This is a genomic window from Pseudomonas sp. PWP3-1b2 (assembly GCF_049896045.1).
GTDB classification, from domain to species: domain Bacteria; phylum Pseudomonadota; class Gammaproteobacteria; order Pseudomonadales; family Pseudomonadaceae; genus Aquipseudomonas; species Aquipseudomonas antarctica_B.
On record NZ_JAFCTN010000016.1, the window covers coordinates 63,204 to 76,386 of the forward strand.

Sequence of the window (13,183 nt, forward strand, 5' to 3'; positions counted from 1 at the left end):
TTGCCCTGTAGGGCTGCCTTTTGATGCCGGTCATCGGCACGTTCGTCTTGACCCCCATGAACTCCGAAGCGCCAGACATTGAAAGTGTCTTTCGTGATTTCCGGGAGTGCCTGAACACCTTCGATGATTGGGCCGAGAGCTTCTGGACTGGCTCGGCACTGGAAGTCGAGCAAGTGTTCAAGGTTGGGGATGAGGTCGCGCTCGTGACGCCGGCTTCCTCCAACGCGCCAAGCGCTACCGTTGCCACGTGCAAAGACCAGGGCTCGCTGACCCTGGTGCATATGTTTGAAAGCACGCAATTTGTGCCCATCGGCAATACGCCGGTGATGCTCCAAGCCATCGCCATGGATGGCACCCCAACCGGGGCGCCGATTCATCACACCATCGGTCCGAGCGGCATTCTTGAAGTGAAGGAATGCACCCGCGACCAACGCTACCAAATCACTTTCTACCCCAACGTTTCCAGGGACCACATCAAGGCGCTGTATGCGTCTTATCAGTCGGTGATTGCCGGGCTGGAAGTTCGCCTGCGTGAGGAGTGGGCGACGACCTACAGCGGCCAATGGGACGACTATTCAAAAGCCAAACCTCTCGAACGCAGACTCATGCAGGGCGCTGCGTTTTCAGCCGGGATGATTCAGGCGCTGTTCAACCTTTGGGACAACATCACGCAACTGGTTGACCTTCTGGTGAACATCAAACCCAACAGCGAGAGATTGCTCCAGTACATCTCCCAGGGCGAACTCGACGAACTGCTGAAACTCGGTAGCGACGCGATTGCGCAGGGTCTGCTTGTGCTCAGCGATGAGCCACTGCTGTTTATCTACCTGTCTGCAATTGTCGGCCGGATACGCATGCTGCCGCCGCCAGAAATGTTTGAACTGCTCGGGGAAATCACCGGTGAGGTCTTGATCAGCCTGTTGCTGGTTCGGGCGACACGGGGCATGGGAGTGAAAATTCGCCTGGGCGTGCAGGTGCTGGGGCATATCAAGTCCGGGCGAGTGCGCAAGTGGCTGGAGGCACTGGCCGATCAGCTTGCGGGGCCAAAGCTGGATGCACATACCGAAACGGCCAAGCCGTTGTTGCTCGGCAGTAAGGCGACGACGATCAAAACGATTCCGGCTGCGTCGTTGAAGGCTGGGGATCAGGTGGTTTCGAACCCGGTGCCGGCGGTTCGTGGCAAGACGCAGCGGACGGTGTTGGTCAGGCAAGAGCATGTCGACGATGTGCCCTCGACTGGTAAGAACCCCAACGGAGATGCGGCGGCTTCTGCGGATAAGACCGCTACCAACGGTTGCCCGGTGTCGATGGTGACCGGGGAGGAACTGCTGACACTGGTTGACGGCACTTTGGACGGGATTTTGCCGTTTGAGTGGACGCGGTTGTATCGCACCAGTGCGGTGGAAGTGGATTGCGGGTTGGGGTTTGGCTGGAGTCATTCGCTGGCGCAGCGGCTGGCGGTGGTGGGCGATTCGGTGGTTTGGACGGATCACGAGAATCGGATTACCGAGTTTCCGCTTCCTACTGTTTCCCGGCCTGCGATCACCAACAGTCTCGCTGAAGCTGCGATTTATTTGGGTTCGTTGCCTGATGAGTTGGTGCTGGCTCAGGGCTCGCGGTTCTACCACTTTCGCGATGGTTCGCTAACAGCGATCAGCGACACATACGACAACAGGCTGCGGATTTTTCGGGACCTGTTGGGACGGGTTGAGCGGCTCGATAACGGCGTGGGTCGTTCGCTGCTTTTGCGCTATGAGCATGGCCATATTGTTGCGGTGGACTATCAGGTTCATCGGGCAGAAGGGCCTGGGCCGCTTGTTTGGGTTACTGAGCAGAACGTTGTTTCCTACAGCTATGACGACATTGGACGACTAACGTCGGCGACCAATGCCGTAGGCGAAAGTGAGGTTTATCGGTACGACGAGCAGCACGTCATTCTTGAACGCCAGTTGGCCGGTGGGGCGAGCTTCTTTTGGGAGTGGGAGCGCTCTGGAAAGGCGGCGCGGTGTGTTCGGCACTGGGCCAGTTTTTCGCAGATGGATACGCGGTATGTGTGGGGTGATGACCGCAGTGTGACGGTTCATAACGCTGATGGCAGCCAAGAAGTTTACGTGCATGACCAGCGGGCGCGGCTGGTGCAGCGTGTTGACCCTGATGGCGCGCAGCACCTCAAGTCCTACGACGACAAAGGCCGACTGACGGTTGAGCAAGACCCGCTGGGGGCGGTGACGGCGTATCAGTACGACGAAGCCGGACGCCTCGTGGCGTTGTTTCCCGGAGACGATGAGCCGACGTCCTACGAGCATGACAACGGGTTCGTACGGGTTGTACGTCGTGGTGACGCGATTTGGAAGTATGAGCGCAATGATCAGGGCGATATCACGCGCAAGACCAATCCTGACGGCAGCATCACGGATTACAGCTACAACAAACATGGGTTACTGACGGCTGTATTTCTCCCGGATCACAGCTGCCACCGCCTGATCTGGAATGAGCGCGGCCAGCTCATCAAGGAACAACTACCGAACGGCTGTGAACGGCGTTATCGGTACGACGATCTGGGCCGGCAGGTGACTCGCGAAGACGAGCGCGGGGAGCTCACGCTATACCGCTGGGATGCTGTAGGACGTTTACTGAAACTCACCCAGCCAGGTGGCGTATCGCGGGAATACAGCTACAACCCCTACGGAAAAATCACTGCTGAATGTGATGAACTGGGCCGCATTACTCGCTACGACTATGCAGATGGGCTGCACCTGATCAGTCGTCGCATCAATGCCGACGGCAGCCAGGTTAAGTATCGCTACGACAACGCGCGGTTGTTGCTGACCGAGATAGAGAACGAGGTCGGCGAGACCTATGCGTTGCAATACCATCCCAACGGCCTGATCCAGCAAGAGGTTGGTTTTGACGGCCAGCGCACCGCCTACGTCTACGACCTCAACGGCAACCTGCAGGAAAAGACCGAACACGGCGACGACGGCAGCCAGCTAATCACCCGTTACGAGCGAGACCACGCCGGGCGCCTCGTACGAAAAACCCTCCCCGATGGCAAAAGCGTCGATTACAGCTACGACCGCCAAGGCAATCTACTTGGCGTCAACGATGGTCACTGGGCGCTCGCTTACGAGTACGACCAGCAAAACCGCCTCACCGCCGAACACCAGGGGTGGGGCACCCTGCGCTACGGCTACGACGCCTGCGGTCAGCTTAAAAACCTGCGACTGCCGGACAACAACCGGTTGGCCTTCAACCACAAAAAAGGCGGCGACCTCCAAACGGTTGAACTGAACGGCAGCGTCCTCACCACCCATATATTCGAAGCCGGCCGAGAACACCAACGCGGCCAGGGGAAACTCCTCAGCAGCTACCAATATGACAACCATGGGCGCCTGTTCAACCAAGGCATCAGCGACGTCGACGGCGCCCTCTCCCGCCGCCAATACACCTACGACAAAATCGGCAACCTCACCCGCCTCATCGACACCCGAAAAGGCGACCATCACTACCGATACGACCCCCTCGCCCGCCTGATTCGCGCCGATCATTCGCAGGACGAGCAAGAGCGTTTCAGCCACACGCCAGCAGGCAACGTGCTGATGCACGACCGGCCAGGGCCGGACATCGTGGCCGGCAATCGGTTGATGATTCAGGGCGATCATCAGTACGACTACGACGCCTTCGGCAATTTGATCCGTGAACGAAGTGGGCGCGAACATCGGCTGGTCACCGAATACCGCTACGACTGCCAGCATCGGTTGATTGGCATTACCCAACCAGACGGACAAACCGCCAGCTACCGCTACGACCCGTTTGGTCGGCGCATCAGCAAAACCGTTGACGACATAACCACGGAATTCTTCTGGCAAGGCGACAAGCTGATCGCCGAGCATCACGCGGACTGCCATCGCAGCTTCATCTACGAACCCGACAGCTTTCGCCCGCTGGCAATGCTGGAAGGCTTTGGCCCAAAAGAAACCAAGCCCTACCACTACCAACTCGACCACCTCGGCACGCCGCAGGAACTCACCGATCCCAACGGCGAAATCGTCTGGTCTGCGCATTACAAGGCCTACGGCAAAATCAGCCGATTGGACGTAGGCAAAATCAACAACTCGCTGCGCTTCCAGGGCCAATACTTCGATGCGGAAAGCGGCCTGCACTACAACCGCCATCGGTACTACAATCCGGATATTGGTCGCTACCTGACGCCGGACCCGGTGAAGCTGGCGGGTGGGATCAACGCGTACCAATACGTGCCCAATCCAACAGGATGGGTAGACCCACTAGGGTTGAGCGCGAACTGCCCACCGAAAGGTAGGACAAACCTAGAATGTGATAAACCTGCAGAACTTTCTGCACCGGAGGTTTCAAGGAATGGTGCATTCAAACAAGCTAAGGCCGATGCAGGAATTCCGCGTACGCAACACCCTGACCCGGCATTTGACCCCAGACTGGGGAAAACAAGGCAATATTCAATGGTATCTATGAGGGACAAGCAAAATAACGAAGTTCTCAATGAGCGAGGCATACCAGTAATGACGCGAGAGTATGAGTTCACACGCGCTAACGGCACTAAAATCTTGATTCAAGATCACGGTGCTGGACATAAGTATTTTGCATCTGAAGGCCATGGCGATCAACCATCACATTTCAACCTTCGACCAAAAGAAAGGCCAAAAAATGGAAAACTGGAAGGTACCAAAGACCACTATTACTTTCGAGATAAGAAATGAAATTTTGGAATGAACTAGAGAACGCTATTTTTTTTAATAAAGTATTTACCTATCCAGTAGAGATAGGAAAAATAACACTTTTCTCTGTAACCATTGACAATGACAGACCCAATATTGGTTTAGGTTTCGATATTTCCGAGCTTCCCGATGCCCCACCAAAGAAATGGATCACGGAGGGATTCAATACATGCAGGATAGGTTTGGATTGCGGAGGCCTAAGCGATGTAAAGATTATTAATATCCCAACTGGCGAACCGCTGAAAATGGTAATAACCAAATACGAAAACTTTTATGACTTACGAGCCAATTCCAAAACATCAGCCATTGAATTCAAAGCAAAGTATATCTCGCTTTGCGGACCCTCGGTGTATATCAACGATCCGGACTGAGCTTGCTATTGATACGAGAAGAAGCGCGAATAATCTGATTAACCCACGCCAGTCAGATTATCTTGGGTAACCGATAACGAGCTCACATTCCTGGTACACATGGATGACCACGACTGTGTAATTTGGGCATGACAGTCGTTTGCCACAAATTGCCCTCTATGCCCTCCATAGCCAACCTCAATTCGCCGCCCCACACGCTCCCACCTAGACTCTGACCATGCTAATCAAACGGACAGAGGATTCACCATCATGGGCAAACGTCACCCCAATCACCCCGCCTGGCAATGGCGCAACTACCCACAAAATCACCAGCACCCGACTAACCTCGCGCTGCAGCTGATTGCAGTGCCGCTGTTCATCATCGGGTTTCTGTTGATTATCTCCGGTGCGTTCAGCTTGAGCCTGGCGAGCGTCGCCGTAGGCATCGTCGGCATTTTCGCTGGCGTGGCACTCAAGCGTCAGGGCCAACGCCTGGAAGCACAAGCCAGTGAGCCGTTTAGTGATCGCAAAAATGCCGTTCAGCGTCTGGTGATCTAGCAATTATTGATCTTTACGCCCCTGCAGTGAGCAGTGGCCTACGGCACTCCTGGTGCCAGCGCCACCGTCACTGAGCGTCAGGCGAAGACCACTACGGTCTGGCGGCTGATGGCGATCAGTTCGCCGGTCGGGCTCCAGAGTGCAGCGGCGGCGTGGCCATAGCCGTCGCGGGCGTGTTCGATATTGACGTAGTACTGGCACCAGTCGAGGGTGGTCAGGTTTTGCAGCGGTTGAATGAATTCGATGGTCCAGGTCAGCGTGCTGCCCGGAGCAGGCTTTTTCAGGTGTGGCAGCAAAGCTGGAGGCCAGGCGTCGACGAGTGCGAGGATATGTGCCTCGGTCAGCGGTTCTTCTTTCACATCGCCACGCAACCGAACCCAACCGCCCATGTCGCGAGACTTGTTGCCGGTGAACGGCAGCCCGCCGACGCTCCAGCGCATCGCCACGTGTTTCATGAATTCAGGGGTGACGCCCTTGATGTAGGGTAACTCCTGGCACTCATCCCAGTGTTTGAACGTCGGCGGCGCTTCGCTGGCGACCTCAATCTCTGACTCACGGGACGCGCCAAAACTGGCCTGCACCAGTGTCGCGACTTCACCGTTTTGCACTACACGGCCAAGCAACTGGCTGACGGCTTTGCCTTCGCGCAGCACTTCGACCTGGTAACTGGCAGGTACATCCGGAGTAACCGGGCCTACAAAAGTGACTGCCAGCGAGCGCAAGGGCCGACCTTGCGGCACGTGAGCACGCAAGGCTTCGTATTGCAGCGCAGCCACCAGGCCACCGAAGGTTGCGCGACCCTGAGCCCACTCGGAGGGGATGGTGACATCCAGCGGATTGCTACGGGCGGCGTCGAGCAAATCACAGAAGCGCATGGCAACCTCACATCAAGAAAACAGACGCTGGGAGCTTAACCATAGGACAGGCAAGGTACAGCGCCCATTCCGGCCAAAAGCCGGACCGTTTTAGAAACAACGCTTGGCGAGCTTTTCCAGCACTCGATCCGCCTGCTCTTCGGCGTCTGCCATGGTGCGATGCCATACCGCGACACAAGGTTGCAAATCCGCCTGGTGCTCGGCTTGAGCCAGCCACTGCCAGCAGTCATGCCAATCGCCCAGGGCGCCCTGGGCCTTTTTCAGGTGCGACAAGGCATCATCGGAAAGTTTGTCGAGTTCGGGATACGCCTCGGCGGCGTAACGCACGCGCTTGATCAGCAAGCGCAGACGGTGGCGATCGTGGCTCGGGTCTTGGAGGGCGTCATTGAGCTTCTGCCATTGCTTGGCCAGTCGTTTCTCGATGCGCGAACGCATGCCCTTCAACAATTTCTGGTGCTGGGAGGCGCGAATGAAACGTGGGAAGGCATCGAGGATGAGCAGCAGATGCACCACTTCCGCGCTTTGCGCCACTTGGCGATAAGCCACGGGTTGCAGGCGCAGCCGGCGGTCGGCAGCTTCGTGATAGCCGTGTTGGTGCAGGTACGCCGCCAGCACCTCACGGTCGCGCAAAGGTGTGGTCAATTGGCCGACCGTGCTGGCGGCCAATTCAAGTTGCTCGACACCCGGCAGCCCGCGCAAGGGGCGCAGCAAACTGCGCAGGCGTCGCACAGTGGTACGCAGGTCGTGCAACGCTTCATCGTCGGTGACGGCGGCGAGGCGAGCCTGGCAGCTCAGTATCCCTACCTCAAGACCAATGACCTGAGCGACTAAGTGATCGACCAAAGCTGACATCCCTTTCTCCCCTGACGTTGAAAAACCCTACACGTCGCTACGCGATGATTAACGCCCGGCGCGTGACTCGCGAATATAAAACCGTGCTTTTTCGGCCTTGTTGGAGCAGCCTTCAAACGCTTCGAATTGCTGCTGGGTCTTGGCGCCGGTCAACAGGGACAGGGCCTTGGAGTAACTCACGGTGCCGGCAAAACCTTCGGCCTTGGCCAAGTCAAGTTCGTGCCAGGCGGCATCCAGTTGCGTGCCACAGCTGTCGCGGTACGCGGTCTTCCCGGCACAACCGGCCAGGGCCAACACGATCACAGGCACACACATCCAGGCTTTCATCGATGACACCTCAAAAAAAGAAAAACAGTCGTACGGAGTAGACGTTGCCTACAAAGAAAAGTGCCTTGTCACTCAGCCTCAAATCTAAAGCGCCAATAGCCAGAGCATACCCGAGCACACGGGCTATCCTCGAAAAATATTACGGACCTCGGCGAAGATTGAAGCGCCCCCCTTTATGGGTGCATTGTGGGCACCTGCCTTGGGAAGGACATTGACTATGAGTAAACGTGTTGCCTTGGTGCTGGGCTCGGGCGGAGCGCGGGGTTACGCCCATATCGGCGTGATCGAGGAAATCGAACGGCGCGGTTATGACATTGCCTGTATCGCCGGCTGCTCCATGGGCGCGGTGGTGGGCGGGATCTACGCCGCCGGCAAGCTTGACGAGTACCGCAACTGGATTGAAAGCCTCGACTACCTGGACGTATTGCGCCTGGTGGACGTGAGCTTTCGCCTGGGAGCGATTCGCGGCGAGAAGGTCTTCGGGCAAATCCGCAAGATCGTGGGCGAGATCAATATCGAAGAGCTGCGCATTCCCTACACCGCCGTGGCCACCGACCTTACCAATCAGCAGGAAATATGGTTCCAGGAAGGCTGCCTGCATCAGGCCATGCGCGCTTCGGCCGCAATTCCCAGCCTGTTCACCCCAGTGATGCAAGGCAACCGCATGCTGGTCGACGGCGGCCTGCTTAACCCGCTGCCCATCGTGCCGGTGGTGTCGAGCCATTGCGACTTGATCATCGCGGTCAACCTCAACGCCACCAACCAGAACCACTACCAATTGCCGGTGATCCAGCGCCCGCCGGCGTTCAAGAGTCGCTTCAACAGCCTGGCGAAATCATTGGGTTCGCACCTGCCGTTTCGCCGCAAGCAAGCTGAGCAGTTAATGAAGCTGGAGCAAGAGGCCTTGCAGGCCCAAGCGGCACACATCAACCCGTGGCTCGAATCAGCCGCGCCGGAATCCCAGCAACCCGCCGCAGCCCCCGAAAAGCCCGGGGCACCGAAATCGGCGACCGGCTCGTTCATCATCGACAACGTGGGGCCGGCGTCACTGCTGGACTTGATCAACCAGAGTTTCGAGGTGATGCAGACGTCATTGGCGCAGTACAAGATCGCTGGCTACCCGCCAGACGTGCTGATCAACGTGCCAAAGCGGGTGTGCCGGTTTTTCGAGTTTTACAAGGCACCGGAGTTGATCGCCCTCGGACGCGAGATTGCCCGCGATACGCTGGATAGGTATGAGAGTGAGCAGCGCTGAAATTTTGGGTGTTGCTGATGGCCTCATCGCAGGCAAGCCAGCTCCCACAGTTTGAATGGTGAGTACCTTCAAATGTGAGAGCTGGCTTGCCTGCGATGGCGTCGGGTCAGACGCCAAAAACCTAAGCGCTCAACAACCGATACCCCACTCCCGCCTCGGTCACGATAAACCGCGGCTGAGTCGGATCATCCGCCAGCTTCTGGCGCAAGTGCCCCACCACAATCCGCAGATAGTGACTGTCCTCGGTGTGAGTCGGCCCCCAGATATCCTTGAGCAATTGCTGCTGGGTGATCACCCGCCCCGGATGCCGCGCCAGTTGTGCCAGCACCGCGTACTCCTTGCGGGTGAGCGCCACTTCAGCCCCGTCCAGCAACACCCGCCGATAGGCCAGGTCCACCGTCAACGGGCCAAACCGTAACGCGGCTTCCTGCGCTTCCCCCGCTGGCGCCTGGCGCAGCAATGCGCGCACGCGGGCGAGAAACTCCTGGATACCAAACGGTTTGGTCACATAGTCATTGGCGCCGCCGTCGAGGGCTTCAACTTTTTGCACTTCACTGGCGCGCACCGACAGCACCAACACCGGCACGGTCGACCATTCGCGAAATTCGCGCAGCACTTGCTGGCCGTCCATGTCGGGCAGGCCGAGGTCGAGCACCAGCAAATCCGGTTTGCTCAATGCCGCTTGGGCCAGGCCTTCGTTGCCGGTACCGGCCTCGATCACCTTGTAGCCCTGGGAGGCCAGGCTGATGCGCAAGAATTTGCGGATCTGCGGTTCGTCATCAATGACCAAAATCGTCGCGGTCTGGCTCATGGTGTCCAATCAAAATCCGTGGAGAAAAGAGGGTAGCTCAAGGCTCGCGTTCCAGGCCAGGCTGAGTCGGCAACGGCAGGAACAACGTGATGCAGGTGCCGCGCCCATCGATGCCGTCGGCGACACTGATTCGCCCGCCATGGGCGCCGACCATGCCCTGACAAATCGCCAGCCCAAGGCCGGTGCCCTGCCCGCCCCGATCGCCACGGGCGGCGGTGTAGAACATATCGAAAATCTTCGCGCGCTCGTCTTCGGGAATCCCTGGCCCTTCGTCGGCGACGGCGAAAAACAGCTGATCATCCGCCACACCGGCGCTCAACTGCAAGCGACCTTGAGGCGGTGAAAACCGTGCAGCGTTTTCCAGCACATTGACCAGCGCTTGCTCGATCAACGCCGCGTGCACATACAGCAACGGCAATTCGGGCGGCACATCAGTGGTCACTTGCAACGGCGCCAGCACCGCGCGCAAACGGCCCAGGGCACTGCCGACGATATCGCCCGGCGAGACCCAATCCCGCGCCAGCTTCAGTGCGCCGTGGCCGAGACGCGTCATGTCCAGCAGGTTCTGGATATAGCGGTCCAGGCGCTCGGCTTCATCGCGGGTGCCTTCGAGCAATTCGCGGCGATCCTCCAGCGGAATCGCTTCGCCGAGGGCCAGCAGGCTGTCGATGCTGCCGCGCATGGAGGTCAGCGGTGTGCGCAAATCATGGGACACCGAGGCGAGCAAGGCACTGCGCAGTTGCTCGGTTTCGCCGTGCAGTCGCGCGGACTCCAGCTCTTGCCCCAGTTGTGCCCGGGCCAGGGCCTGGGCGAGCGGCTGGCTGAGGGCGGTGAGCAAACGACGGCGTTGACCACTCAGTTCCAAACCCGGTTTGGGGCTGACGCCAAGCAAACCCAGCGGCCCTTCCTCACCCGACAACGGCCACCACCACCAGCGCCCGAACGGCAAGGTGCCGGTGCCCATGCCGGCCGGTTGATCGTGCTGCCAGGCCCAGTCGGCGGCGGCCCGTTCGGCTTCGGTAAACGTCAGCGGGCCGCCGGTTTCGACCTTCAATTCACCGCCGCTGTCGCGGTTGACCAGGCACAAGTCCAAGTCGCTCCAGCCTTCCAGATGATGGGCGGCCGCACTGATTACGGCCTGGCGATCGGTGGCGGCCGTGAGTTTGCGCGACAGGTCGAGCAGCTCGCTGGTTTCTTCCTGGGTATCGCGCAAGGCCTGTAACTGCCGGCGTTGGCGCGCGGCAAGGTTGCCCGTCAGCGCCGCCATCAGCAGGAAGAACAACAGGGTCAAGACGTCCTCTTCACGCTGAATGGCAAAGGAGAAGCTCGGCGGGATAAACAGGAAGTCGTAGGTCAGAAACGACAGTGCCGCACACGCCAGGGATGGCCCCAGGCTGCTGCGCACGGCCACCAGCAATACGGCGGCGAGAAACACCAGCGAGATATTCGGCAACGGCAATACGCTGGACACCGCCCAGGCCACGGCGGCAGCCACCACCGTCGCCAGCACCGCGAGTGCGTAGTCGAACCACACCAGCCCGCGCACATCCGGCAAGCGTGGCGGCGCAGGAATCTCATCGCTGTCGAGGACGTTGATTTCCAAACCGCGCGCATTACGCAGCAAGCGCGCCGCCAAACCGCCACCGAACAGTCGACGGCGCAGGCGCATCCGCGACTGCCCCACAAGCAGCAGGCTGGCGCGGCGTTCGGCGGCATGCTGGATCAGCGTCTTCGCCACTTCCCCGGCCCGCAGCAACACCACTTCCCCGCCCAATCGTTCGGCCAGTTGCTGGGCGTTTTGCAGGCGCAGGCGCGATTGCTCATCGCGCGCGTGGCCGTTATCAATATGCACCAGGCTCCACGGCAAATGCCGACGCTGAGCCACGCGGCTGGCGTGACGCACCAGGCGCTCGGCTTGCGCGTCGCCGTCTACGCCCACCAGCAAACGGCCGCGCACCGCTGGCGCGGCTTGGCCAAGTTGGCGATAACCCTGGGCCAAATCGTCGTCGACGTGGGCAGCGGCGGTCTGCATCGCCAGTTCGCGCAGGGCCATGAGGTTGGTCTGGGTGAAGAATGCGTCAATGGCGGCGCGGGCTTGTTCCGGCACATAGACCTTGCCGTCGCGCAGGCGCTCCAGCAGCTCGCGGGACGGCAGGTCGATCAGCAGCAGTTCGTCGGCCTCCTGCAGCACCCAATCCGGCAGGGTTTCGCGCACGTGCACACCGGTGATGCCGCGCACCTGGTCATTGAGACTTTCAAGGTGCTGGACGTTGACCGTGGTGAACACGTTGATGCCGGCGGCGAGCAGTTCCTGAATGTCTTGCCAGCGCTTCTCATGGCGGCTGCCGGGCGCGTTGCTGTGGGCCAGTTCATCGACCAGCACCAGCTTGGGCTTGGCGGCGAGCAGGCCGTCGAGGTCCATCTCTTCGAGCATCACGCCACGGTATTCACTGCGCAACAAGGGTTGCTGCGGCAGGCCACTGAGCAAGGCTTCGGTTTCGGCGCGACCGTGGGTTTCGACCACGCCGGCGATCAACTTGACGCCCTGGCGCAGCTGGGTGTGGGCGGCCTGAAGCATGGCGTAGGTCTTGCCCACGCCCGGCGCGGCGCCGAGGAAGACTTTGAGCCGGCCACGGCCATCCCGTGGCAGTTCGGCTAACAGGGCATCGGCGCGGCCGGAGTCGCTCATGCTTTACGGTTCCTTCAGGGGTTTATCTAAAGTCTTTCAGGCCGCCATCGCGGGCAAGCCCGGCTCCCACAGGTTGTACGCAGTCCAAGTGTGGGAGCGGGCTTGCCCGCGATTGGCAGCACCACGGTTACAGTTTTTCCAGGGCCATGTTCAATGCCAGTACGTTCACTACCGGCGGCCCCACCAGCGGGCTTTCGATGTGCGCATCCAGCAAACGCTGCAGTGTAGACACCGGCACATTCCGCGCCGCCGCTACACGCGCCAGTTGATAGGCAACCGCCTGCGGTGGCAAGTGTGGATCAAGTCCGCTGCCGGAGGTAGTCAGCGACGCCAAAGGCACCGGGCCCTGGCTTGGGACCAGCTGTTTGCTGGCGTCATCAAACACCCGCGTCGCCAACGCAGGGTTACTTGGACTTAGGTTACTCGCACTGCTGGAAACCGTCGCAAACGCACCGGCCGATGGGCGCGGATGGAACCAGCTGTCACCGGTAAAATCCTGGGCGATCAGGCTGGAGCCACGCACTTTGCCGCTGGCATCGCGCACCAGGCTGCCGTTGGCCTGGTCCGGAAAGGCGACTTGCGCCACGCCGGTCACCACCAGCGGGTAGGCAACGCCGGTGATCAGGGTCATGAGTACCAGCAGGCTCAAGGCCGGGCGGATCATGTTGGACATTTCAAATTCCTCAATTCGGTCATTGCAACCTGTGGGCCC

At 59.4% G+C, this 13,183-nt stretch carries 9 protein-coding genes and 1 pseudogene; 4 read left to right on the forward strand and 6 right to left on the reverse strand.

Annotated features, from left to right (window positions below; all coding sequences use genetic code 11):
• The first annotated feature begins 20 nt into the window (after nt 1-20).
• The 3 genes and pseudogenes from ACP7A2_RS12935 (at nt 21) to ACP7A2_RS12945 (ending at nt 5,736) form a co-directional block, all read left to right on the forward strand.
• On the forward strand, nt 21-4,736 hold the full coding sequence (locus ACP7A2_RS12935) for an RHS repeat-associated core domain-containing protein (RefSeq protein ID WP_426134503.1): 4,716 nt from the start codon (nt 21-23) through the stop codon (nt 4,734-4,736).
• Nucleotides 4,733-5,125: an Imm50 family immunity protein gene (locus tag ACP7A2_RS12940; RefSeq protein WP_426134504.1), complete on the forward strand. Its 393-nt coding sequence runs from the start codon at nt 4,733-4,735 to the stop codon at nt 5,123-5,125. Before ACP7A2_RS12935 ends, ACP7A2_RS12940 begins: the two co-directional genes overlap by 4 nt.
• Before the next feature lie 249 nt (nt 5,126-5,374).
• A pseudogene (locus tag ACP7A2_RS12945) lies at nt 5,375-5,736 on the forward strand (terminase).
• Nucleotides 5,737-5,739: 3 nt separating this feature from the next.
• Here ACP7A2_RS12945 and ACP7A2_RS12950 read toward each other — a convergent pair.
• The 3 genes from ACP7A2_RS12950 to ACP7A2_RS12960 all read right to left on the reverse strand — a co-directional run bounded on the left by ACP7A2_RS12950 (nt 5,740) and on the right by ACP7A2_RS12960 (nt 7,716).
• Nucleotides 5,740-6,537 (reverse strand): acyl-CoA thioesterase, encoded by a 798-nt coding sequence (locus ACP7A2_RS12950; protein ID WP_426134505.1) that lies wholly within the window; start codon nt 6,535-6,537, stop codon nt 5,740-5,742.
• Between the two features lie 90 nt (nt 6,538-6,627).
• Nucleotides 6,628-7,389 (reverse strand): CHAD domain-containing protein, encoded by a 762-nt coding sequence (locus ACP7A2_RS12955; protein WP_426134506.1) that lies wholly within the window; start codon nt 7,387-7,389, stop codon nt 6,628-6,630.
• A 48-nt stretch (nt 7,390-7,437) separates the two neighbouring features.
• Nucleotides 7,438-7,716, reverse strand: a complete 279-nt coding sequence (locus tag ACP7A2_RS12960; protein WP_010176194.1) for a hypothetical protein — start codon at nt 7,714-7,716, stop codon at nt 7,438-7,440.
• A gap of 217 nt (nt 7,717-7,933) precedes the next feature.
• Here ACP7A2_RS12960 and ACP7A2_RS12965 point away from each other — a divergent pair, with 217 nt between their 5' ends.
• On the forward strand, nt 7,934-8,971 hold the full coding sequence (locus ACP7A2_RS12965; RefSeq protein WP_426134507.1) for a patatin-like phospholipase family protein: 1,038 nt from the start codon (nt 7,934-7,936) through the stop codon (nt 8,969-8,971).
• A gap of 121 nt (nt 8,972-9,092) precedes the next feature.
• Here the strand turns inward: ACP7A2_RS12965 and ACP7A2_RS12970 are convergent, their stop codons facing one another.
• The 3 genes from ACP7A2_RS12970 to kdpC all read right to left on the reverse strand — a co-directional run bounded on the left by ACP7A2_RS12970 (nt 9,093) and on the right by kdpC (nt 13,144).
• A complete protein-coding gene (locus ACP7A2_RS12970; protein WP_028619501.1) occupies nt 9,093-9,782 on the reverse strand; it encodes a response regulator in 690 nt (229 codons plus the stop codon).
• A 37-nt stretch (nt 9,783-9,819) separates the two neighbouring features.
• Nucleotides 9,820-12,471 (reverse strand): DUF4118 domain-containing protein, encoded by a 2,652-nt coding sequence (locus ACP7A2_RS12975; RefSeq protein WP_426134508.1) that lies wholly within the window; start codon nt 12,469-12,471, stop codon nt 9,820-9,822.
• A 127-nt stretch (nt 12,472-12,598) separates the two neighbouring features.
• Nucleotides 12,599-13,144 (reverse strand): potassium-transporting ATPase subunit KdpC, encoded by a 546-nt coding sequence (gene kdpC / locus ACP7A2_RS12980; RefSeq protein WP_426134509.1) that lies wholly within the window; start codon nt 13,142-13,144, stop codon nt 12,599-12,601.
• Between the last annotated feature and the right edge of the window lie 39 nt (nt 13,145-13,183).